We start from the raw sequence: 21,135 nt of genomic DNA on the forward strand, positions 1-21,135 counted from the left end.
CTGATGGCCGTGACGGGGCTCCCGTACTGGCGGCTTTCCAGTTTCTACCTGTTCTATTTTGCGCTGTTGGGGTCGACCGCGCCGTTCTTGGCCTTGTATTTCCACCACCTGGGGTTTTCCAGCGCACGGATCGGCGAGCTGGTGGCGATTCCCATGCTGATGCGTTGTGTAGCGCCCAACCTCTGGGGCTGGCTCGGGGATTACACGGGTCGGCGCCTGGCGATTGTGCGCTTTGGCGCGATCTGCACCTTGCTTTGCTTCTCCCTGATCCTGGTCAGCAAGAGTTATGTCTGGCTGGCCATGGTCATGGCGCTGCATGCGTTTTTCTGGCATGCGGTATTGCCGCAGTTCGAGGTTATTACCCTGGCCCACCTGCAAGGGCAAACATCGCGCTACAGTCAGATCCGCCTTTGGGGGTCCATTGGCTTCATTCTGACCGTGGTTGCGCTGGGGCGGTTGTTTGAATGGCTGAGCCTGGACATCTACCCCTTCGCGCTGCTGGCGGTCATGGCTGGCATTGTGATCAGTAGCCTGTGGGTGCCCAATGCGCAACCGGTGGTTCAGGGGCCGCGCCTGTCCGTGGAGGGCTTTGTCAAGCAGTTGCGCGCTCCGGGTGTGCTTGCTTTCTATCTGTGCGTGGCGCTGATGCAGATGAGCCACGGTCCTTACTACACCTTCCTGACTCTGCACCTTGAACGCCTGGGTTATACCCGCGGCGTGATCGGCATGTTGTGGGCGCTGGGGGTCGTGGCCGAGGTGTTGATGTTCCTGGCCATGAGCTGGATTCTTTCGCGCTTCTCTGTGCGTCGGGTATTGCTGGCGAGTTTTTTGCTGGCGGCGTTGCGCTGGTTGCTGCTGGGCAGCCTGGCGGAGTACCTCTGGGCGCTGCTGTTTGCACAGGTGTTGCACGCGGCGACCTTTGGTAGTTTTCACGCTGCCGCGATTCAGTTCGTGCAGCGCCGTTTCGGGGCTCGCCAGCAAGGCCAGGGCCAAGCGCTGTATGCCGCCCTGGCTGGAACCGGAGGGGCCTTGGGAGCCCTGTATTCCGGTTACAGCTGGAATGCTCTGGGCGCGACATTGACCTTTAGTATTGCCAGCGTCGCAGCCCTGGCCGCAGCCGTTATCATTGCCACCCGCATGCAAGAGGAGTTGCCGTTATGAGCAGCCTGTCCGTCTACCACGTTTCCAGCCCGGACCTGCCGAACAAGGTTCTGACCCACTTCGATGACATCGCTGCGACCCTGGCCGAGCAAGGTATCCGTTTCGATCGTTGGCAAGCCACGACCCGGATCGAGCCAGGAGCCAGCGAGGAGCATGTGATCGCAGCCTACCAGGCGCAGATCGAGCAACTGATGACTGAGCGTGGATGCGTCTCGGTGGATGTGCTCAGTCTTGACGGCCAGCATCCGCAAAAAGCCGAGTTACGTGCTCAGTATCTTGACGAACACCGGCATGGCGAGGATGAAGTGCGTTTTTTTGTTGCCGGCCGTGGTTTGTTCAACCTGCACATCGATGATTATGTATACGCAGTGCTGTGCGAAAAGAATGACCTGATCTCAGTGCCGGCGGGCACCGCCCATTGGTTCGATATGGGGGAACAGCCGTACCTGGTTGCCATTCGTCTGTTCAAAAACCCCCAGGGGTGGGTCGCGAACCTTACCGGCGACGCGATCGCCAGCCAGTTTCCACGTCTGGAAGACTGAGCCTGAGGCAATCGGGCCGGATCCACGCAAGGTGAGGCCGGCCCGAACGCCTGAATCGAAAGCAACTTACGCGGAGTGGTAAGTCGGCAGGGCAAAGCGGTTCTGGCTCTGCAGCATCGAAATTTGTGGCAACTCGCTGGCCTGTTCGGCCAAATCACGACGAATTGCACTGATGACCCAAGACAGTTGGTCCGCGGCGTGCAGTTGTGCATATGAAATCGAGCGCTTGAACTGTTTGCCCTCACTGTTGCGCAGGGTGAGCAAGATGCCGCCGTCTGGGCGCGGCTGGGTGGTCACTTCGAAGTTGGAGAACAGGGAAGAAAACTTTTCTTGGATCAGGCTCATGTCTATCAGCTCCGTTAGCTCTTGAAGGGCAAGCGTGGAGTGATAGGTGCAGTGATTGTGCCACTATGGTTGTTTTTAAATATCCTTAAAAAACAATAACTTATTATTTTTTTTGTTTTCTGATTTCGTGCATATTGCATGAATGGCCATCGTGCATCTTGCATTTTGCAGGTTTTGACTGGCTCGGTGCCTGTGCTGCGTGCAACGTTGTGACCGCAGGGGTGGGGAGAAAATTCAACCGAGGATGCAGGGGGCGCTGCATCCTGCACTGAGCGGCTGAGGAGAGATACAAAAGTTTGCAAAAACCCCATGTACAGGCTTGCAATGGCTGACGTACTTTCAGCCTGTCACGCGGTGTCATCAGGGGCTCGGCAACCTGGCTTGAAGCACTTGAGGCCGCGTTTGTGCGACATGGAATGTGTTGCGGCGCGATCAACCATCGCGCCCGACCGATAATAAAAAATAGGACGCCCTCCATGAACGGTTTCACCGCACTAGCGCCGGCGTTGTCAGCCGCGGCTAACGTGCCCTGCCTTTATTCCCTCCCGGGTACGCCCCACCCTAGTTGTTTGCCGCCGGCCCAAGCCTGGGTTACCCCTCCCGGTTGAGTGTCGTGCCGCCTGTTGCCAACGCCCAGCCGGCCAGGTTTGGGCACAGACCTTTGTTGTCGAACCGGAGCACGCATGAACAAGCATAAGAGCGACATGATCACCTGGGGCATGATGCTGCGTAAGCTGCCAACGATTGCCAAAGCACTGCCACGAGTGGTGCGGGGCATGAAAGCGGGGAATATCGAGAAGCCGGATCAGCCTTGCGGCCTGGGCTGGAGTTTCGAGCGGGCGACCTTGCGTAATCCCGATGGGCCGGCCTTGCTCTATGGTGAGCGGGTGCTCAGTTATACCCAGGTCAATCAATGGGCCAATCGCATCGCGGCTTACCTGCAAGAGCAGGGGATTGGTAAGGGCGATGTGCTGGCGATCTTCATCGAGAATCGCCCTGAATTGCTGGTGACGGTATTGGCGGTGGCCAAGCTCGGTGGGATCTGCGCGATGGTTAACACCGCGCAAACCCAAAGCGTGCTGGTGCACAGCCTGGAGTTGGTTAAACCGGTAGGAATCATGGTCGGCGCAGAGCTGTTGGCGGCCTATTCGGCGGTGCGTGATCAGGTGGATATCGAGCCGGCTCGTACCTGGTTCGTGGCCGACCAGGACACTTTCGTCGACCCCGGACCGACTCCGGATGGCCTGGTCAACCTGATGGCCGAGAGCGCCGGTTATCCAGCGGACAATCTGGTGCAGGCCCAGCGCGTCTTCTTCAACGACCCTTGCTTCTATATCTATACGTCCGGCACCACGGGTCTGCCCAAGGCGGGGATTTTCAAGCATGGGCGCTGGATGCGCACCTGCGCCGGGTTCGGCACCATCGCTCTGGATATGCAGCCTGGCGACGTGGTGTATTGCACCTTGCCGCTGTACCACGCCACCGGGCTGTGTGTGTGCTGGGGCTCGGCCATCACCGGCGCCTCGGGGTTCGCCATTCGCCGTAAGTTCAGCGCCAGTCAGTTCTGGGAGGATGCGCGTCGCTTCAAGGCGACGACTGTGGGTTATGTCGGTGAACTATGCCGTTACCTGATCGATCAACCGAGCAGCACCCACGACACGGATCATGGTGTGCTGAAGATGATCGGCAATGGTCTGCGTCCGGGCGTCTGGAGCGAGTTCAAGCAGCGTTTCGGTGTCGGTCATATCTGTGAGTTGTACGCGGCCAGCGACGGCAATATCGGTTTCAGCAATATCCTCAACTTTGACAACACCGTGGGGTTTTCCCTGATCCCTTGGGCGCTGGTGGAGTACGCCCACGACACCGGGGCTCCAGTGCGTAACAGCCAAGGGTTCATGCAGAAGGTGGCCAAGGGTGGGCAAGGCTTGTTGTTGGCGAAAATCGACGACAAGGCGCCTCTGGACGGTTACACCGATCCGCAGAAGAACCTTAAGGTGATCCTCAACGATGTGTTCGAGAAAGGTGACAGCTATTTCAATACCGGCGACCTGCTACGGGACATTGGTTTTGGGCATGTGCAGTTTGTCGATCGCCTGGGAGACACCTATCGCTGGAAGGGCGAGAACGTCTCCACGACCGAGGTGGAGAACATTTTTTTGGGGTATCCGCAGATCACCGAAGTAGTGGCCTACGGTGTTGAAGTCCATAACACCAACGGTCGAGCGGGGATGGTGGCGATCACCCCGGCGGAGTCATTGGCGACCCTGGATTTCAGCGCCCTGCTGCAGTTTGCCCGACAACAACTGCCGGCTTACGCGGTGCCGCTGTTTCTGCGGATCAAGGTGAAGATGGATACCACAGGCACCTTCAAGTACCAGAAGAGCCGCCTCAAGGAGCAGGCCTTCGACCCTGAACAGACTGGAGATGACCCGGTCTACGCCTGGCTGCCGGGGACGGACACCTATGTGCGCTTGACCCCGCAGATTTTTGCGCAGATCCAGGCCGGGCAGTTGCGTTATTGATTCTGCCTATGACAGTACTTGGGAAAAAAGGGATGACAGGCGGCGACCGGCTTGGGGAAACTAGCGCCTTTCCGATTGGCCGAACCTGGAGTTTCCGATGACCGACAAAAGCCGCCAGATGACTGAAGACGAGGCTGCCCAGTTTGTCGAACAGGTGTTCAACGTAGCCCGCCAGGGCGATGCCCAGATGCTCGATAAGCTTGCGGCCGGCGGTCTGCCGGTCAACTTGCGTAATCACAAGGGCGACACGCTGCTGATGCTGGCCGCCTATCACGGGCACGTGGACGCGGTGCAGGTGCTGCTCAAGCACAAGGCTGATCCCGAGATTCGTAACGATAATGGCCAGAGCCCAATTGCCGGTGCCGCCTTCAAGGGGGATCTGGCTGTAGTTAAGGCTCTGGTGCAGGGAGGGGCGCAGGTGGAAGGTTCGTCTTTTGACGGGCGTACTGCGCTAATGATGGCAGCGATGTTCAATCGCACCGAGATTGTGACCTACCTGATCAGTCAGGGGGCCGATCCCAAGGCCCGTGATGCCAATGGCGTCAGTGCCCTGGAAGCGGCCAAGACCATGGGCGCGGTGGACACCACGGCGCAACTGGAGAAACTTCTGGCCGGCGGCTAAGAGGAAAGGGCCGCGAGGGAGCATGGCCTTCGTCCCGGTGATAGGTCTGGCTAGCCACTTTAGGCTATCCTTCGCGCCCTTGAATTTCCTTGCCTTCAGGATGCGCCCATGAAAACCGCCCTCATCGAACTCATCAGCAAAATCAGCTCCGGGTGCATGGGCGATGCCGAGATCCTGCGCATCGCCGATGAAGCAGCCCAGGCTTATGCCGATCCACAGGCATTCTTGGCGGCCAATCCGGACGTCAACTATGACGACAGCTTCCCCATTCCATTGGGCGAGTGGGTGGTGGTGGGCAGTCTGCCGGAGACGGTGCTGTTTCAGGCCGATACCTATGTCGATTTGTTCGCACAGATCGTTGCGTCTTTCGGCAAGGGCGTGTCCTTCAATATCAAACCCAAACAATTGGCGAAGATCGAAGCGCTGACGGCGTTGAATCGCATCCAGATCCAGATGGCCAGTATGAATCCGGAAAACGGCGGTTATGTGCTGATGAATTTCAGTCAGTTGCTGGATGACGAACTGCAGATGGTGCTGGTCTATGGCAATGACCTGCCGCGGGTGCTGGAACTGTGCGCGGAGGTCGGTATTGCGGCCGCGCCAGCGCTGGAGGCACTGAAAGTTGCCGTGCATGTCTGAAGGGCGTCCAGCTCTTCAATAAAACGGAACCCTGATTCAGCGCGACTATCCTAAAGAGGCAGACCACCATTTTGGGAGCGACACCATGGGTTCAACGTTTAATGGCCTCGTTGGCCTGATCATTCTGGTCCTGGATATCTGGGCCATCATCAACGTGCTGAAAAGTGGCACCGAAACCGGGATGAAGATCCTTTGGGTGCTGCTGATCCTCTTCCTTCCTGTGCTGGGGTTGGTCATCTGGGCCGTCGCTGGGCCCCGAGGCAATGTGCGGCTCTGAGCCATGACAAGGATGTAGACACTCAGTCATTGCTTTGCGAACAGTGAAAAGGGCCCAAGGCCCTTTTTTGTGACTAAATATACGTTGAACATAATTTTCACAGACGCTCTAAGACAATTCGTCAGCGCTTTTTCCTCGCCTTAATTCCCTGCAATTTCTTGCTCTAGAGCTGTTGGCAGTGAGATTAGCTGTGCCACCCACTAATCAATGGCAAAGCCTCAGGTGATCGTGCAACATTTGCGCTCCGCGCCCCCCTCGTCGCCCTAGTGGCAATAAGAGGGCAGAACGCAGCTGTATTCATGCAACTTAAACTTCCAATGGGTCCTTAAACGACATGGCAAACTCGGATGCCCTGAGTCAGCAGCGATCCTCGAATCGCCTGCTGCAACCGACCGTTAAATCCCATCTGTCCTACACGCTGTTGTGTGCGCTGGTCATGATGGTGATGTTCTCTTTGTTGCGCGTCGCACTGCTGATGTACAACCGCGAGATGATTCTCGATACACCTGCTTCGACCTTCCTCGAGGCGTTTGCCAATGGGCTGCGTTTTGACCTGCGGCTGGTGGTTTATCTGAGCGTACCGCTGTTGCTGGCATTGTTCAGTGCGCAGGCCATGGCGGCTCGCGGGATGTTGCGCTTCTGGTTGACGCTCACCTCCAGTATTGCGCTGTTCCTTGGCCTGATGGAGATGGATTTTTACCGTGAGTTTCACCAGCGCCTCAACGGCCTGGTGTTTCAGTATGTGAAGGAAGATCCGAAGACCGTAATGAGCATGCTCTGGTACGGCTTCCCTGTCGTTCGCTATCTGCTGGCCTGGGCCGTGGGGACTTGGGTGCTAAGCCTGGCATTCAAGGGCGCCGATCGCGCGACCCGGCCACGTGGTCCGTTCAGTGGTGGCAGTGTCAGCAGCCGTCAGGTTGCGCCCTGGTACGCGCGTATCGCAGTGTTCATGGTCTGTCTGCTGATCTGCGTGGCGGCCGCTCGTGGCACTTTGCGCCAGGGGCCTCCGATGCGCTGGGGTGACGTTTACACCACCGAGTCGAACTTTGCCAACCAGTTGGGCCTCAACGGTACGCTGCAATTGATCGCAGCCGCCAAGGACCGCTTCTCCGAAGACCGAACCAATATCTGGAAAGCGACTCTGCCACAGCCGTTGGCTCAGCAGACCGTGCGCGACATGTTGCTGGTCCCCAGTGACAAGCTGGTGGATGCGGACATTGCAGCCGTGCGCCGTACCTACACGCCAGATGCCGACAAGACGCTGCCGATCAAAAACGTCGTGGTAATCCTGATGGAAAGCTTTGCCGGGCATTCGGTAGGCGCCCTGGGACGTCCTGGGGAGATCACTCCCTACTTCGACAAGCTGTCTAAGGAAGGGCTGCTGTTTGACCGATTCTTCTCCAACGGTACCCACACCCACCAGGGCATGTTCGCCACCATGGCCTGCTTCCCCAACCTGCCGGGTTTCGAATACCTGATGCAGACTCCGGAAGGCAGCCACAAGCTGTCTGGCCTGCCGCAGTTGCTCAGCGCCCGCAAGTATGACGATGTGTATGTCTACAACGGTGATTTTGCCTGGGACAACCAGTCGGGTTTCTTTAGCAATCAGGGCATGACAAACTTCATTGGTCGCAATGACTTCGTCAATCCGGTGTTCTCCGACCCGACCTGGGGCGTGTCTGACCAGGACATGTTCAACCGTGGCCTGGAAGAGTTGAAGGCCCGTGAAGGCAAAGGGCCGTTCTACGCCCTGCTGCAGACCCTGTCCAACCACACTCCGTATGCATTGCCGACGCCATTGCCAGTGGAGAAGGTCACCGACCGCGGTAGCCTCAATGAGCACTTGACCGCCATGCGCTACTCCGACTGGGCGTTGGGCCAGTTCTTCGAGAAGGCGAGCAAGGAGCCGTACTTCAAGGAGACGCTGTTCGTCGTGGTCGGCGATCACGGTTTCGGCAATGAGCAACAGATCACCGAAATGGACCTGGGTCGTTTCAACGTGCCGATGCTGATGATTGCACCCGGCATTCAGGAGAAGTTCGGCCAGCGCGACCACACCGTGGGCACGCAGATCGATATCGTGCCCACCATCATGGGGCGCCTCGGTGGCGATGTGTTGCACCAGTGTTGGGGGCGTGACCTGCTCAACCTGCCCGAAGGCGACAAGGGTTTTGGCGTGATCAAACCGTCGGGCAGCGATCAGACTGTGGCGTTGTTGACCGCTGACCGGGTGCTGGTTCTGCCCAAGGAAATGCCACCCAGGCTTTATAAGTACGAGCTTGGCGCAACGCCGGGAGGCGAGTTGATTTCCGCGTCCGCCGATGAAGCACAGCTCAAGCAGAAGCTTGAGTCCTTCCTGCAAACGGCGACCAAGAGTCTGATCGACAACACAGCCGGTGTGGTCAACGGCAAGCCGGATTGATCATGGGGCTGGCCAGCTCGTAAGGCTGGCCCTGTTCGACAAAGCACCCCAACAGGGGTGCTTTTGCGTTTTGTGCAGCGCAAAGCTCTACCGGTGGCTCTAGAGCTTTCTGTATTTCTTGAGAAAAATTTCTGAGTCTTTAGTCGATTTCTTGGTTCTCTTTCGGAAGGTTCCTGTTTTTTAGGAATCATCTGATTTCTCCCATTGCCTCAGACTGCAATGATCTGCATCCGCTTCGGCCCGGACGGATACGCGCAGCACTCCAGACCTGGCACGCAGCATTGATTATTGAATGGTGTGATTGGCAGTACGCCATGACAATGGGTAAATGGAGAGTTAGATGAAAAAGGTTTCTTTGCTCGCAGCTGTTGTATCTAGTTTTTTTTTGGCAGTTAACAGTGCCTTCGCTCACGACGTTGTTCTTGACTTCAAAGGCAAGGTGACCAAGTCGACATGCGAAATTGAAGGCAGTACAGAGGGGAAACTGACGAAGCTGGTCACGCTAAGTGATGTAAGTACCAACGCTTTGAGTAAAGTTGGCGATGTTGCGGGCATGCAAGCAGTCGTTATTAAGTTGCAGAAATGTACTGGTACTAAGTTTGAAGCTAGATTTAACGGTCTGGTACAATCCGTTGATGAAATAACTGGCGCTCTTATTAATAAGTTGGAGAGCTCGTCAAATGGTTCAAATGTTCAGGTGCAATTGCTGGATTCGCAATATCAGCCGATAAAACTCGGAATTAAAAATACGCCTGTTACCGTGGAAACTGCGGGGGATGAAGCGTCTGTTGGTTTTTATGCTCAGTACTTGGCTGCATATGCCTCTGCTACTGCAGGTGAATTCCAGTCGCAAATCATGTTGGACTTCTCGTACGAGTAAGTTCATCGCCCAGGAGCCTAAGCTCCTGGGCATCATCTGATGAGTATTGAGTTAATGCTACTTCGTACCCTTTCTCGACTTGTGTGCGTTTGTGCATGCCTTCTGTTGCCTATGTCTGCTACAGCCAGCGTGGTGGTTGACAGCACACGGCTTATCTATCCGGCCTTTGAGCGTGAGATCTCCCTTCGATTGAGTAATTCGGGATCGCAGCCAGCGTTGGTCCAGGCTTGGATCGATGATGGCAACGTTGATGCCAAGCCCGATGATGTGGATGTGCCCTTCGTGGTAACGCCACCTATTGCCCGGATCAATCAAGGTAAGGGGCAGTCTTTACGAATTGCTCATACACCGGGGGCAGAAATTCCCAAGGATCGCGAGTCGGTGTTCTGGCTCAATGTTCTGGATGTACCACCGTTGCCTTCAGAACAGGCAAATAATCACATGCAGATGGCGTTTCGTACTCGCCTTAAGTTGTTCTTTCGCCCAGCGAATCTGCCAGGAAGTCCAGTTGAAAGCGCAGAAAACCTGCAATGGAGTTTGGCTAAATCTGGCAGCTCTAGTGTTTTGAAAGTGCGTAACGATGGAGCTTTTTATGTATCTTTTAGCTCGGTGGAAATAAAGCTCAAGGACGGTCGTAGTTTCGAAGTCCAGAGTCACATGCTGGCGCCAAAATCGACTACTGATTTTGCCTTGGATCAGGCGCTGACTTCCTCCGCAATTGATGGGCGTGTGATTTACCAGTGGATCAATGATTATGGAACCACGGTGCGCGGTGAGAAAAAATTGCACTTTTAGACAGTGTCCATTTCGCTTGTCGCTTTGTTCACTACCCCCGCCTCACGCAACAGCGATCATGTTGGATTTTTCGTAGTTGACCCACCGTACTGATTGTTCGGGTAGGTTAGATGATTGTTTTATCGAGTTCGCTATTTTTACCGCCAGCGCGTGTATTAACTGCCCTGAACGATAGACTTATTCCACGTAGTGGCATTCTTCAGGGCAGCATCACCTTGCTGCTGTCGTGGGTGTTCAGCGCTGCTACTGAGGCGGAAGAGTTGATCCGCTTCAACCCTGCGTTCTTTGGCAACAGCCGTGGGCAGTCGGTGGACCTGTCCAAGTTTGAACGTGGTAACCCTCTGACTCCCGGCACCTACCGTCTTGACCTTTACCTCAACCGCAATCCAGTGGGATCTCGAGAGATCCGATTCCGGGCTGTGGGGGATGGTTCGACGGTGAAGCCTTGTTTGTCGCCTGATGTGCTTGAGCAGCTAGGCGTGAACTTTACCCGCTTGCCAATGGAGCAGGCTGCTAGGGCCTTGGCTGCCGAGTGTCTGGCGCCTGATGAGTTGATACCGCAAAGTCGCTTCGATGTGGACTTGGCGGAGTTGCGTGCTGATTTGTCCATTCCCCAGCTGTACCTGAGTCAGATCAAGCGTGGCTACGTGTCCCCTGCAGAATGGGATTCGGGGGTCAATGCGGGGTTTCTCGGGTACAGCAACAACCTGTCCGACAACCGTTCTCGCGGGCAAAGTAATCGTCAGTTCTATAGTGGTTTCAATGCTGGGCTTAACCTTGGAGACTGGCGCTTGCGGCACAACGGCTCCTATAGCTACAACGATCAATCGGACTCCCGCCAGCGCAGCCAGTACAACGCACTGAGCAGTTATCTACAGCGTGATGTGACGCCTCTCCAGGCGCAATTGACCCTGGGCCAGTTCTATACGCCCGGCAATCTGTTCGACAGCATCCCTTACACCGGCGTGCAACTGAGCAGCGACGAACGCATGCTGCCCGACGCCATGCACGGGTTTGCCCCGGTGGTTCGTGGCGTCGCCGATACCACTGCCAAAGTCAGTATTCGCCAGGGGCAGAACCTGGTGTACGAAACGACTGTGCCTCCAGGTCCATTTGCTATCGACGACTTGAACAACGCCGGCTACGCCGGTGACCTCAACGTCACCATTTCCGAAGCCGATGGGCGCACCAAGACTTTTGTGGTTCCTTACACCTCGATTGCGCAACTGCTACGCCCTGGCAATTCGCGCTTCAGTTTCAGTGGTGGGCGCTATCGGGATGACAATCTTGATGCCCCCCCTGGATTTATCCAGGCAACTTATCAGCGCGGTTTGTCCAACCTGCTGACTGGATATGGCGGCAGCATCCTGGCTCAGGATTATCGTGCTCTGCAGGGGGGGTTGGCATTAAGTACTCGGTTCGGAGCGGTGGCCCTCGATGTAACCCATTCCCAGGCATCGGGGTTGAGTGACTCGCTTTCGGGGGGGACCGAGCAACTAAGTGGGCGCAGTTTGCGACTGACCTACAACAAGCGTATCGAAACCACCGATACCAACTTCAGCGCGGCGGCTTATCGACTGTCCAGTGAGGGCTACTTGAACTTTGATGACTACGCCCGCTTGCATGAGCGCGGGTCGAAAACCTCAGCGTTCAAGCAACGTAGCCGCGTGCAGTTGAGCCTTAGCCAACCACTAGGCGAGCATTTGGGGCAACTGAGCTTTTCTGGTATGGCGCAAGACTATTGGAGCGAGGAGCAAGGTCGTGATGTGAGCTATCAATTGGCTTACTCCAATGGTTATCGGTGGGGCAGTTTCAGCCTCAGCGCCAGTCGTACCCGCAGCGGCAGTGGGCGCATGGATAATCAGTATCTGTTGAGTGTCAGCCTGCCCCTGGGGGGGGGGCGCAACTCCGCGTACCTGACGTCATCCGTCAGCTATGACAGCAATCGCAATCACAGCCTGAACACCACCCTCACTGGCAGCGCCGGCGACCAAGGTCATATCGGCTATAGCCTGTATGGCTCCCGTGACAGCTACGAAGGGCAGAACAGCAGTAACTATGGGGGCAGTTTGCGCTACGACACCGCCCATGCGAACTACAGCCTTGGCGCCAGTCGCGGAGAAAACTACCAGCAAGCCAATATGGCGATGCAGGGCACATTAGTAGCCCACCCTGGCGGGATCAACGCAACAGCAAGTCAGGGCGAAACCATCGCCGTACTTGAGGCCAATGGGGCCAAGGGCGCGCAGGTGCTCAGCAGTGGCAATGCTCAGATCGGCAGCAACGGCTATGCAGTGGTCACCGGTCTGAGGCCCTATCGTCGAAACGATCTGGCTCTTGACCCTAAGGGTACCTCCCGGGATGTAGAACTGGAGACGACGTCACAACAAGTAGCACCGCGTGCGGGCGCCGTGGTCATGCTGCATTACCCAACCGTGGTAGGGCGGCCAATTCTGCTGAAACTGGTGCGCGACGATGGCGAGCGTATTCCTTTGGGCGCTCAAGTACTCACTGCTGCCGGCGAGACTTTGACTCAGGTAGGGCAAGGTGGCAGCGCGTTTTTGAGGGGGGTGGAGGGGCAAGGGGAGTTGTTGGTCAAATGGGGCGAAAGAGCGGACCAACGTTGTTCTGTGTCTTACAGCATCACTCCTGATGAACGTGACAACGATGATGAGTACTACGAAGTGCTGAAATTGCCTTGCCAACTGTCGTTGGAAACCCAAGAGGGGCACGATCATGATGTTTAATAGTTTGCTGAGTCCTTGGAGAGCCTTGTCTCAAGTTTTTCTGGGTATTTGTTTGTTAGTGCTGTGTGTAGCAGCCAGGGCGGCCGAGTGTTCTGGAGGCACCATGACGAACAATATTACCAGCCAGGATATCGCAGCGATGAGGCCGCCCCGTGATGCGCCGTTGGGTAGCACGATATACACCCAGGAAATCGACAGAGGAAAAGTTAATGTTTCCTGCAGTCATTCTTGGGTTCCTGGCGATAAAATTTGGTTCGACCACGGTTATAGGAATAGCCCTGCGAAGACGAATTACCCCAATGTGTATGAGACCGGAATACCAGGCATCGGAATGCGTATCTATTGGCATGAGGGGAATGGTGTCTTCATGCAGGCCGTTCGCCATGAACGTACAATCGGCCCGTGGGAATATACCCCTCTGCACAAGTTCACCTTCGAGCTGGTAAAAATAGGGGAGATCAAGACGGGGGTTTCTGGCAATCAGTATGCTGATGTCTACTATCACAACCATCTCACCCACAAGGTAACGTTCCAAAACGTGTCTTACACTGCAGTGAATAGAGGCTGCAAAGTTGCCAGACCCTTCGATACCATCAGACTGCCCGACATACACCAGTCGATGTTTACCCAGACCTCTGGAATTATGGGTCGGAAAAGTTTCAACATCGACCTCAGCTGTGACAAAGGCGTCAAGGTCGCCTACCGGATTGACGGCATCAATAGCGCTGGCGATTTTTTAGTAAATGACAGCGGGTCTGATATGGCTGAAGGAGTGGTACTGGCTTTATTGCAAGGCGATGTCAGTAGCCAAACCTTTCAGAAACTAGGTACCCGAACGGAGTTCAAGACTTCTCAAACCACGGTTGATGGTGAAACACTGAGTATTCCACTCACCGTTGGATACGTAGGATTTAACAACCCGGTGAAAGCTGGGAAAGTTTCGACCAGCGCAACTGTGACATTTTTTTATGAGTGAAGAATTGAAACCAGTTGGAGCATTCTGATCAAACTCGCGCACACGCCCGTTTGTTTATAATGCGTAGCATGATCGAACCGCAGGTGGCTTTCGTAGAGAGTCTAAGGCGTAAACAAGAGGAGGCATTGATCATCCCTCCTCTTGTACTTTTCTTGAGCGTTAGAGAACGGTGCTTACAGTGTTCATATCCTGCCAAGCAGCAGTAGTACCAGCAGTGCCACCAAGACCACGCCAATAACTCCTGAAGGGCCATAACCCCAACTTTTTGAGTGGGGGAATACCGGCAGGCCGCCAATCAGCAGCAAAATCAGAATAACGATTAAAATGGTGCCCATGGTGGTTTCCTTAAATTGAATAGTGTTGAACAACGCGGTTGTTCAAGGACAACTTGGCTTTATGCATAAAGCCAGGCGCTTAATAAATCTGACTCTGCGCCTATCGAGAAAATTCCAAACTTTTTAATGCATTGCGCTACCAGGGTTATTTCCTTTACGTCTGTCATGGGGTGCGCTGCGGTGGCGCGCCAGCGTTTACCCTGCCAGCGGTTTGCCTGGGGCATTCAGCAGCCTGATGGTGCCTAGGTGGCGCAGGGGCCTTCGCTACACTGCGGCCCATCTTCCTCGGAACAACAAGGCAACTTTTATGCAAAATCGCATGATGATCACTGGCGCCGCCTCTGGCCTGGGTCGCGAAATCGCTTTGCGCTGGGCCCGCGAAGGCTGGCGGCTGGCCTTGTCCGATGTCAGCGAGGCGGGCCTGCAGGAAACCCTGAAGCAGGTACGCGCAGCCGGTGGCGAAGGCTTCGTGCAGCGTTGTGATGTGCGTGATTACAGCCAGTTGACCGCCTTCGCCCAGGCTTGCGAAGTGAAGTTCGGCGGCATCGACATCATCGTCAACAACGCTGGCGTGGCGTCCGGCGGGTTCTTCAGCGAGCTGTCCCTGGAGGATTGGGACTGGCAGATCGCGATCAACCTGATGGGGGTGGTCAAGGGCTGCAAGGCCTTCCTGCCGTTGCTGGAGCAGAGCAAGGGCAAGATCATCAATATCGCCTCCATGGCCGCCTTGATGCAGGGACCGGCCATGAGCAACTACAACGTGGCCAAGGCGGGCGTGGTGGCGCTGTCCGAGAGCCTGCTGGCGGAGTTGGCGCAACAGGAAATCGGCGTGCATGTGGTTTGTCCGTCGTTCTTTCAGACCAACCTGCTGGATTCCTTCCGTGGCCCGACCCCGGCGATGAAGGCCCAGGTGGGCAAATTGCTGGAAAGCTCGCCGATTACCGCCGCCCAGATTGCTGATTACATCCACACCCAGGTCAACGCCGGCCAGTTCATGATTTTGCCCCACGAGCAGGGACGCATGGCTTGGGCCCTGAAGCAGAAAAACCCTCAGGCGCTGTACGACGAAATGACCCTGATGGCCGACAAGATGCGCGCCAAGGCCAAGCAAGGGGCCCACTGAGCTTGCTCCACCCCCTTGGCCTCGTTAGGGTTGCCGGCACCTGGCAATCCTGACGAGACCTTGCATGCTCAATTACCTGTGGTTCTTCCTCGCCGCGCTGTTTGAAATCGCCGGCTGCTATGCCTTCTGGATGTGGTTGCGCCAGGGCAAGAGTGCCCTCTGGGTGATTCCTGCACTGATCAGTCTGACCCTGTTCGCCTTGCTGCTGACCAAAGTCGAAGCCACTTACGCCGGGCGCGCCTATGCCGCCTATGGAGGCATCTACATCGTTGCGTCCATCGGCTGGTTGGCGGTGGTGGAGCGGGTGCGGCCCCTGGGGGCGGACTGGCTGGGGTTGCTGCTGTGTGTGATCGGGGCCAGTGTGATTCTGTTCGGCCCGCGCTTTTCCAACGGTTGAGCATCCGGCCCAAGGACTTGGGCCGGATGCAGGATCAGTTGAACAGCTCCTTGGGCACATCGTGCTTGAGCATCAGTTGGCACTGCTCGCTGTCCGGATCGAAAACGATCACCGCTTGGCCCTTGCTCAGGGCCTGACGGACCCGCAGGACGCGGGTTTCCAGAGGCGTTTCATCGCCGTTGTCGGTGCCCTCGCGGGTGACGAAGTCCTCGATCAGGCGGGTCAGGGTATCGACTTCAAGTCGGTCGTGGGGAATCAGCATGGGGGCCTCCGGCAAACAATCCCGGATGCTACTGTGCCCAGGGTTGTGCCGCCAGCCACGGCGAGCACAAATCCTGGGCCGATGTTCAAGACTTCTGACCCACCAGGCTGTCCACCGACGGCACCCGAGTATCGCTTTCCATCTGTGTGTCGTGCTCCAACTGATGGCTGAAACGGTCCAGTGAACCGGTGGCCGGTTGCGCATCGCTGGCGAACACCGGCGGACTCAGAATGTAGGCGCCGAGTAAACGGCTGAGCGCCGCCAAGCTGTCGATGTGGGTGCGTTCGTAGCCATGGGTGGCATCACAACCAAAGGCCAGCAGGGCGGTGCGGATGTCGTGTCCAGCGGTAACCGCCGAATGGGCGTCGCTGAAGTAGTAGCGGAACAGATCGCGGCGTACCGGTAGTTCATGTTCAGCGGCCAGACGCAGCAGGTGGCGGGACAGATGATAGTCGTAAGGTCCGCCGGAGTCCTGCATGGCTACGCTGACCGCATGTTCGCTGGAGTGTTGGCCCGGGGCCACCGGAGCGATGTCGATGCCGACGAATTCGCTGACGTCCCAGGGCAGGGCCGCGGCCGCGCCGCTCCCCGTTTCCTCGGTGATGGTGAACAGGGGGTGGCAGTCGATCATCAAGGGTTCACCGCTGTCGACGATGGCCTTGAGTGCTGCCAGCAGCGCGGCGACCCCGGCTTTGTCATCCAAGTGCCGGGCACTGATATGACCGCTGTCAGTAAATTCCGGTAATGGATCGAACGCGACGAAATCCCCTACACCGATGCCCAGGGATTCGCAGTCGGCGCGGGTGGTGCAGTAAGCGTCCAGGCGCAGCTCAATGTGGTCCCAACTGATGGGTAACTCGTCCACGGCGGTGTTGAAGGCATGCCCTGAAGCCATCAGCGGTAGCACACTGCCGCGCAGTACGCCGTTGTCGGTGAACAGGCTGACCCGGCTGCCTTCGGCGAAGCGGCTGGACCAACAACCGACTGGGGCCAAGGTCAGGCGGCCGTTGTCCTTCACCGCGCGAACGCTGGCGCCGATGGTGTCCAGGTGCGCCGAGACGGCCCGGTCGGGGCTGTTTTTCTGGCCCTTGAGGGTGGCGCGAATGGTGCCGCGTCGGGTCAGTTCAAAGGGAATGCCGAGTTCTTCCAGGCGCTCGGCGACGTAGCGCACGATGGTGTCGGTAAAACCGGTGGGGCTGGGAATGGCGAGCATTTCCAGGAGAACTTTCTGCAGGTAGGCAAGGTCCGGTTCGGGCATTTTGCGGGTCATGGAAACTCCTGATGAGAAACGGCCATCGATGGTTTCGATGAAGGTCATAAAGGGCAGTGGTGCGCTCTGACTGGCAACCCGTCTCCTGCCGCTGGACGGTCAGGAGGCGGGTCGCCGGCGATGGGTCAAGGTGCCGGTTGGCTGTGGGGAAACAACAGGTCGATAAAGCGTTCGGCAGTGGGTTGCGGTTCATGGTTGGCCAACCCGGCACGCTCATTGGCTTCGATGAACACGTAGTCCGGCTGGTCCGCCGCCGGCACCAGCAGGTCCAGTCCAACCATGGGAATCTCCAGGGCCCGGGCGGCGCGGATGGCCGCATCGGCCAGGGTCGGATGGAGGATGTCGGTGACGTCTTCCAGGGTCCCGCCGGTATGCAGGTTGGCGGTGCGCCTGACAAACAGCCGCTCGCCGGCGGGCAATATGCTGTTGTAGTCGTAGCCGGCGGCGCGCAGGGTGCGCTGGGTTTCGTGGTCCAGGGGAATTTTGCTTTCACCACCGGTGGCCGCCTGGCGTCGCCGGCTGCGGGCTTCGATCAGCGCACCAACGGAGTGCTGGCCGTCGCCAAAGATCTCCGCGGGCCGGCGGATGGCAGCTGCCACCACTTCAAAGCCGATTACCAGGATGCGCAAGTCCAGGCCTTCGTGGAAGCTCTCCAGGAGCACCCGGGTGTCGAACCGGCGGGCGTTGTCGATGGCCTGCTGGACCTCTTCGATGCTGCGCAGATCCACTGCCACTCCTAGGCCCTGTTCGCCGTCCAGAGGCTTGACCACCACCCGTTCATGTTCATCGAGAAACCCCAGGTTGTCATCGGCGTTGCCTGCCAGTTGTTGGGCCGGCAGGTTCAGCCCAGCGTTTTTAAGCGCCTTGTGGGTCAGGCTTTTGTCCTGGCACAGGTTCATGCTGATGGCGCTGGTCAGATCGCTGAGGGATTCACGGCAGCGTACTCGACGGCCGCCGTGGCTGAGGGTGAACAAACCGGCGTCAGCATCATCCACTTGCACGTCGATGCCCCGGCGATGGGCTTCCTCGACGATGATCCGTGCGTAGGGGTTGAACTCTGCCTGGGGGCCGGGGCCGAGGAACAGCGGTTGGTTGATGCCGTTTTTGCGCTTGATGGCGAAGGTCGACAAGGTGCGAAAACCGAGCTTGGTGTACAGGTTCTTGGCCTGGCGATTATCGTGCAGCACCGAGAGGTCCAAGTAGCTCAGGCCACGGCTCATGAAATGCTCGATCAGGTGCCGCACCAGCACTTCGCCGACCCCGGGGCGGCTACAGTCGGGGTCCACCGCCAGGCACCAGAGGCTGCAGCCGTGTTCCGGGTCCTGGTAGGCCTTGTGGTGGTTGAGGCCCATCACGCTGCCGATCACCATGCCGCTGTCCTCGTCCTCGGCCAGCCAGTACACCGGCCCGCCTTGATGGCGCGGCGTCAGCAGTTGCGGGTCGATCGGCAGCATGCCGCGGGCCCGGTACAGCTGGTTGATGGCTTGCCAGTCCGACTCGCTTTGGGCCCTGCGGATGCGAAAGCCGCGAAACACCCGGGTGGCTTGGCGGTAGTCGCTGAACCACAGGCGCAGGGTGTCTGAAGGGTCGAGAAACAGTTGCGTGGGTTCCAGTCCGAGTATTTGCTGCGGCGCCGCTACGTAGAGGGCGATGTCGCGTTCACCAGGATGCTCGTTGAGCAGCTCTTGGGCGAGGCTGCTGGCGTCGGGAAATGTGTGGCCGATCAGCAGTCGGCCCCAGCCGCAATGCACGGCGATGGGGTCGTTGCCCGGTTCGCTGCCGTCTTCGGCGAAGCGAGCCTGCAGGCGTTCATAGGATGGCGCTTGACCGCGCAGCAGGCGCTGGCTGTAAGCTGTGGCATGAGCTTTCATCGGTCAGATTCCTTGTTCGCTGAGCCACAGGTTCAGGGCTGCCAACTGCCACAACTTGGAGCCGCGCAAAGGGGTGAGTTGGCCCTGGGGGTCGGTAAGCAAGCGGTCGAGCATGGCCGGATTGAACAGGCCGCGATCCTGGCTTGGGTCCAGCAGCAACTCTCGCACCCAGTTCAACGTGTCACCTTGCAAGTGCTTGAGGCCTGGCACTGGAAAGTAGCCTTTCTTGCGGTCGATGACCTCACTGGGAATGACCAGGCGCGCGGCTTCCTTGAGCACCTGTTTGCCGCCGTCTGGCAGTTTGAAACGTGCCGGCACCCGGGCGGAGAGTTCCACCAGGCGGTAGTCGAGGAACGGCGTGCGGGCCTCCAGGCCCCAGGCCATGGTCATGTTATCCACACGCTTGACCGGGTCATCCACCAGCATCACCGTGCTGTCCAGGCGCAGGGCTTTGTCCACAGGCGCATCGGCACCGGGCTGGGCGAAGTGTTCACGCACGAAGTCGCCGGCGGCATCATGGGCCATCAGCCACTGAGGCTGCACGGTGGCGGCGTAGTCGTCATAGCTGCGGTCGAAGAAAGCGTCGCGATACGCCGCATAGGGATCGCTGGCGCCATCCACTTGCGGGTACCAGTGGTAACCGGCGAACAACTCGTCGGCGCCCTGGCCGCTCTGCACCACCTTGCAATGCTTGGCCACTTCCCGGGACAACAGATAGAAAGCAATACAGTCATGGCTGACCATCGGCTCGCTCATGGCGCGGAAGGCAGCGGGCAATTGCTCAATGATCTCGCGCTCGTCGATGCGCAACTGGTGGTGTTGAGTGCCGTAGTGCTGGGCGATCAGGTCCGAGTACTGGAATTCGTCACCACGTTCGCCGCCGGCGTCCTGAAAACCAATGGAGAAGGTTGAAAGGTTCTCCACACCCACTTCACGCAGTAGGCCCACCAATAGGCTGGAGTCCACACCGCCGGAGAGCAGTACGCCGACATCCACCGCCGCTCGTTGACGAATAGCCACCGCGTCACGGGTACTGTCCAGCACTCGGTCGCGCCAGTCTTCCAGGGTCAGGTGGGTTTCGTCGGCGTGTGGGCCGTAGGGCAGGGTCCACCAGGTTTGCTGTTCGGTGCGGCCGTCGGCCTCGATGCGCATCCAGGTGGCGGGCGGCAGTTTTTCAATGCCCGCCAGCAATGTGCGCGGCGCGGGGACCACGGCATGAAAGTTCAGGTAATGATTGAGGGCCAGCGGATCGAGGATCGGGTTGATGTCGCCGCCTTTGAGCAAGGCTGGCAGGGCCGAGGCGAAGCGCAGCCGCTGATCGGTACGCGACAGGTACAGGGGCTTGACTCCCAGTCGGTCACGGGCAATGAACAGGCGTTGGGTGTCGCGCTCCCAAATGGCGAAGGCGAACATACCGTTGAGTTTGGGTAGCAGATCGGCACCCCAGGCGTGATAACCCTTGAGCAGGACCTCGGTGTCGCCGCCGGAATAGAAGGCATAACCCTGGGCTTCCAGCTCCTTGCGCAGTTCGGGAAAGTTGTAGATCGCGCCGTTGAAGGCCAGGGACAGCCCCAGTTGGTTGTCGACCATCGGCTGCGCCGAACCGTCCGACAGGTCCATGATTTTTAGTCGTCGATGGCCGAGGGCGATAGGGCCCTGACTGTGAAAGCCCCAGGCATCGGGGCCACGAGGCGCCAGGTGATGGGTGATTCGTTCAACCGCTGCCAGATCGGCAGGTTGATGATCAAAACGTAGTTCTCCAGCTAATCCGCACATAAGTCCTTACCGGTTTTTCCGTTGGGGAGAGTCAAACTGTAGCCGCCAAAAGAGCGAGTACCAGAGAACTGACCTGTGCATAACCTGAGAGTTTTAGATCGATACGTTATAAGAGGGTGGCCGGTTCTGAGGTCCGGCGCTCAACAGACGACGTGGTTTGGCACTGATTGGCG

General features: G+C 57.7%; 19 protein-coding genes. 13 read left to right on the forward strand and 6 right to left on the reverse strand.

What is annotated here, in order from left to right; all coding sequences use genetic code 11:
• Positions 1 to 3: 3 nt before the first annotated feature.
• Together PLD_RS09020 and PLD_RS09025 are read left to right on the forward strand one after the other, a co-directional pair.
• The gene (locus PLD_RS09020) at positions 4 to 1,161 is read left to right on the forward strand and encodes an MFS transporter (protein WP_178116140.1); all 1,158 of its coding nucleotides are present in this window, start codon (positions 4 to 6) and stop codon (positions 1,159 to 1,161) included.
• Complete coding sequence (locus PLD_RS09025; protein WP_159891853.1) at positions 1,158 to 1,703, forward strand: acireductone dioxygenase; 546 nt, start codon at positions 1,158 to 1,160, stop codon at positions 1,701 to 1,703. Before PLD_RS09020 ends, PLD_RS09025 begins: the two co-directional genes overlap by 4 nt.
• A 66-nt stretch (positions 1,704 to 1,769) precedes the next feature.
• On the opposite strand, the gene PLD_RS09030 is transcribed toward PLD_RS09025, so the two are convergent.
• Positions 1,770 to 2,048 carry a DUF3509 domain-containing protein gene (locus PLD_RS09030; protein WP_019093389.1) on the reverse strand — a complete coding sequence of 93 codons (279 nt, stop codon included), beginning with the start codon at positions 2,046 to 2,048 and terminating at the stop codon, positions 1,770 to 1,772.
• Between the two features lie 683 nt (positions 2,049 to 2,731).
• On the opposite strand from PLD_RS09030, the gene PLD_RS09035 reads away from it, so the two are divergent.
• From PLD_RS09035 to PLD_RS09075, 9 genes are all read left to right on the forward strand, one after another.
• Positions 2,732 to 4,570 (forward strand): long-chain-acyl-CoA synthetase, encoded by a 1,839-nt coding sequence (locus tag PLD_RS09035; protein WP_159891855.1) that lies wholly within the window; start codon positions 2,732 to 2,734, stop codon positions 4,568 to 4,570.
• 97 nt (positions 4,571 to 4,667) lie between these two features.
• Complete coding sequence (locus PLD_RS09040; RefSeq protein ID WP_159891857.1) at positions 4,668 to 5,192, forward strand: ankyrin repeat domain-containing protein; 525 nt, start codon at positions 4,668 to 4,670, stop codon at positions 5,190 to 5,192.
• Between the two features lie 108 nt (positions 5,193 to 5,300).
• Positions 5,301 to 5,831 carry a hypothetical protein gene (locus tag PLD_RS09045; RefSeq protein WP_159891859.1) on the forward strand — a complete coding sequence of 177 codons (531 nt, stop codon included), beginning with the start codon at positions 5,301 to 5,303 and terminating at the stop codon, positions 5,829 to 5,831.
• An 85-nt stretch (positions 5,832 to 5,916) separates the two neighbouring features.
• Positions 5,917 to 6,108, forward strand: coding sequence for a PLDc N-terminal domain-containing protein (locus PLD_RS09050; protein ID WP_159891861.1), 192 nt, complete (start codon positions 5,917 to 5,919; stop codon positions 6,106 to 6,108).
• 334 nt (positions 6,109 to 6,442) lie between these two features.
• Positions 6,443 to 8,530, forward strand: a complete 2,088-nt coding sequence (locus PLD_RS09055) for an LTA synthase family protein (protein WP_159891863.1) — start codon at positions 6,443 to 6,445, stop codon at positions 8,528 to 8,530.
• Positions 8,531 to 8,870: 340 nt separating this feature from the next.
• Complete coding sequence (locus PLD_RS09060) at positions 8,871 to 9,410, forward strand: fimbrial protein (RefSeq protein ID WP_159891865.1); 540 nt, start codon at positions 8,871 to 8,873, stop codon at positions 9,408 to 9,410.
• A gap of 39 nt (positions 9,411 to 9,449) precedes the next feature.
• Complete coding sequence (locus PLD_RS09065) at positions 9,450 to 10,205, forward strand: fimbria/pilus periplasmic chaperone (RefSeq protein ID WP_218575855.1); 756 nt, start codon at positions 9,450 to 9,452, stop codon at positions 10,203 to 10,205.
• Between the two features lie 215 nt (positions 10,206 to 10,420).
• Positions 10,421 to 12,952, forward strand: a complete 2,532-nt coding sequence (locus PLD_RS09070) for a fimbria/pilus outer membrane usher protein (RefSeq protein WP_256674580.1) — start codon at positions 10,421 to 10,423, stop codon at positions 12,950 to 12,952.
• Between the two features lie 103 nt (positions 12,953 to 13,055).
• Complete coding sequence (locus PLD_RS09075) at positions 13,056 to 13,928, forward strand: fimbrial protein (RefSeq protein WP_159891869.1); 873 nt, start codon at positions 13,056 to 13,058, stop codon at positions 13,926 to 13,928.
• Between the two features lie 182 nt (positions 13,929 to 14,110).
• On the opposite strand, the gene PLD_RS09080 is transcribed toward PLD_RS09075, so the two are convergent.
• Positions 14,111 to 14,263, reverse strand: coding sequence for a DUF3309 family protein (locus tag PLD_RS09080; RefSeq protein WP_159891871.1), 153 nt, complete (start codon positions 14,261 to 14,263; stop codon positions 14,111 to 14,113).
• Between the two features lie 307 nt (positions 14,264 to 14,570).
• Here PLD_RS09080 and PLD_RS09085 point away from each other — a divergent pair, with 307 nt between their 5' ends.
• Positions 14,571 to 15,386 (forward strand): SDR family oxidoreductase, encoded by an 816-nt coding sequence (locus PLD_RS09085; protein ID WP_159891873.1) that lies wholly within the window; start codon positions 14,571 to 14,573, stop codon positions 15,384 to 15,386.
• Between the two features lie 64 nt (positions 15,387 to 15,450).
• Positions 15,451 to 15,783: a YnfA family protein gene (locus PLD_RS09090; protein ID WP_159891875.1), complete on the forward strand. Its 333-nt coding sequence runs from the start codon at positions 15,451 to 15,453 to the stop codon at positions 15,781 to 15,783.
• 34 nt (positions 15,784 to 15,817) lie between these two features.
• Here the strand turns inward: PLD_RS09090 and PLD_RS09095 are convergent, their stop codons facing one another.
• The 4 genes from PLD_RS09095 to PLD_RS09110 all read right to left on the reverse strand — a co-directional run bounded on the left by PLD_RS09095 (position 15,818) and on the right by PLD_RS09110 (position 20,962).
• Positions 15,818 to 16,045 carry a YheU family protein gene (locus PLD_RS09095; protein WP_159891877.1) on the reverse strand — a complete coding sequence of 76 codons (228 nt, stop codon included), beginning with the start codon at positions 16,043 to 16,045 and terminating at the stop codon, positions 15,818 to 15,820.
• 85 nt (positions 16,046 to 16,130) lie between these two features.
• Complete coding sequence (locus PLD_RS09100) at positions 16,131 to 17,315, reverse strand: osmoprotectant NAGGN system M42 family peptidase (protein ID WP_159891879.1); 1,185 nt, start codon at positions 17,313 to 17,315, stop codon at positions 16,131 to 16,133.
• Between the two features lie 125 nt (positions 17,316 to 17,440).
• Complete coding sequence (gene ngg, locus PLD_RS09105; RefSeq protein ID WP_159891881.1) at positions 17,441 to 19,186, reverse strand: N-acetylglutaminylglutamine synthetase; 1,746 nt, start codon at positions 19,184 to 19,186, stop codon at positions 17,441 to 17,443.
• A 3-nt stretch (positions 19,187 to 19,189) separates the two neighbouring features.
• Positions 19,190 to 20,962, reverse strand: a complete 1,773-nt coding sequence (locus PLD_RS09110; protein WP_159891883.1) for an N-acetylglutaminylglutamine amidotransferase — start codon at positions 20,960 to 20,962, stop codon at positions 19,190 to 19,192.
• Positions 20,963 to 21,135: the final 173 nt, after the last annotated feature.

Origin of the sequence: Pseudomonas sp. LD120 (genome assembly GCF_009861525.1) — a bacterium.
In the GTDB taxonomy this organism is placed as follows: Bacteria; Pseudomonadota; Gammaproteobacteria; order Pseudomonadales; family Pseudomonadaceae; genus Aquipseudomonas.

What these genes read in the sequence shown, in the direction of transcription:
- PLD_RS09085 (WP_159891873.1), top strand. Translation starts at nt 14,571, where the DNA reads ATGCAAAATCGCATGATGATCACTGGCGCCGCCTCTGGCCTGGGTCGC.
- PLD_RS09080 (WP_159891871.1), bottom strand. Translation starts at nt 14,263, where the DNA reads ATGGGCACCATTTTAATCGTTATTCTGATTTTGCTGCTGATTGGCGGC.
- PLD_RS09065 (WP_218575855.1), top strand. Translation starts at nt 9,450, where the DNA reads ATGAGTATTGAGTTAATGCTACTTCGTACCCTTTCTCGACTTGTGTGC.
- ngg (WP_159891881.1), bottom strand. Translation starts at nt 19,186, where the DNA reads ATGAAAGCTCATGCCACAGCTTACAGCCAGCGCCTGCTGCGCGGTCAA.
- PLD_RS09095 (WP_159891877.1), bottom strand. Translation starts at nt 16,045, where the DNA reads ATGCTGATTCCCCACGACCGACTTGAAGTCGATACCCTGACCCGCCTG.
- PLD_RS09045 (WP_159891859.1), top strand. Translation starts at nt 5,301, where the DNA reads ATGAAAACCGCCCTCATCGAACTCATCAGCAAAATCAGCTCCGGGTGC.
- PLD_RS09075 (WP_159891869.1), top strand. Translation starts at nt 13,056, where the DNA reads ATGACGAACAATATTACCAGCCAGGATATCGCAGCGATGAGGCCGCCC.
- PLD_RS09025 (WP_159891853.1), top strand. Translation starts at nt 1,158, where the DNA reads ATGAGCAGCCTGTCCGTCTACCACGTTTCCAGCCCGGACCTGCCGAAC.
- PLD_RS09090 (WP_159891875.1), top strand. Translation starts at nt 15,451, where the DNA reads ATGCTCAATTACCTGTGGTTCTTCCTCGCCGCGCTGTTTGAAATCGCC.
- PLD_RS09050 (WP_159891861.1), top strand. Translation starts at nt 5,917, where the DNA reads ATGGGTTCAACGTTTAATGGCCTCGTTGGCCTGATCATTCTGGTCCTG.
- PLD_RS09055 (WP_159891863.1), top strand. Translation starts at nt 6,443, where the DNA reads ATGGCAAACTCGGATGCCCTGAGTCAGCAGCGATCCTCGAATCGCCTG.
- PLD_RS09040 (WP_159891857.1), top strand. Translation starts at nt 4,668, where the DNA reads ATGACCGACAAAAGCCGCCAGATGACTGAAGACGAGGCTGCCCAGTTT.
- PLD_RS09035 (WP_159891855.1), top strand. Translation starts at nt 2,732, where the DNA reads ATGAACAAGCATAAGAGCGACATGATCACCTGGGGCATGATGCTGCGT.
- PLD_RS09110 (WP_159891883.1), bottom strand. Translation starts at nt 20,962, where the DNA reads ATGTGCGGATTAGCTGGAGAACTACGTTTTGATCATCAACCTGCCGAT.
- PLD_RS09020 (WP_178116140.1), top strand. Translation starts at nt 4, where the DNA reads ATGGCCGTGACGGGGCTCCCGTACTGGCGGCTTTCCAGTTTCTACCTG.
- PLD_RS09060 (WP_159891865.1), top strand. Translation starts at nt 8,871, where the DNA reads ATGAAAAAGGTTTCTTTGCTCGCAGCTGTTGTATCTAGTTTTTTTTTG.
- PLD_RS09030 (WP_019093389.1), bottom strand. Translation starts at nt 2,048, where the DNA reads ATGAGCCTGATCCAAGAAAAGTTTTCTTCCCTGTTCTCCAACTTCGAA.
- PLD_RS09100 (WP_159891879.1), bottom strand. Translation starts at nt 17,315, where the DNA reads ATGACCCGCAAAATGCCCGAACCGGACCTTGCCTACCTGCAGAAAGTT.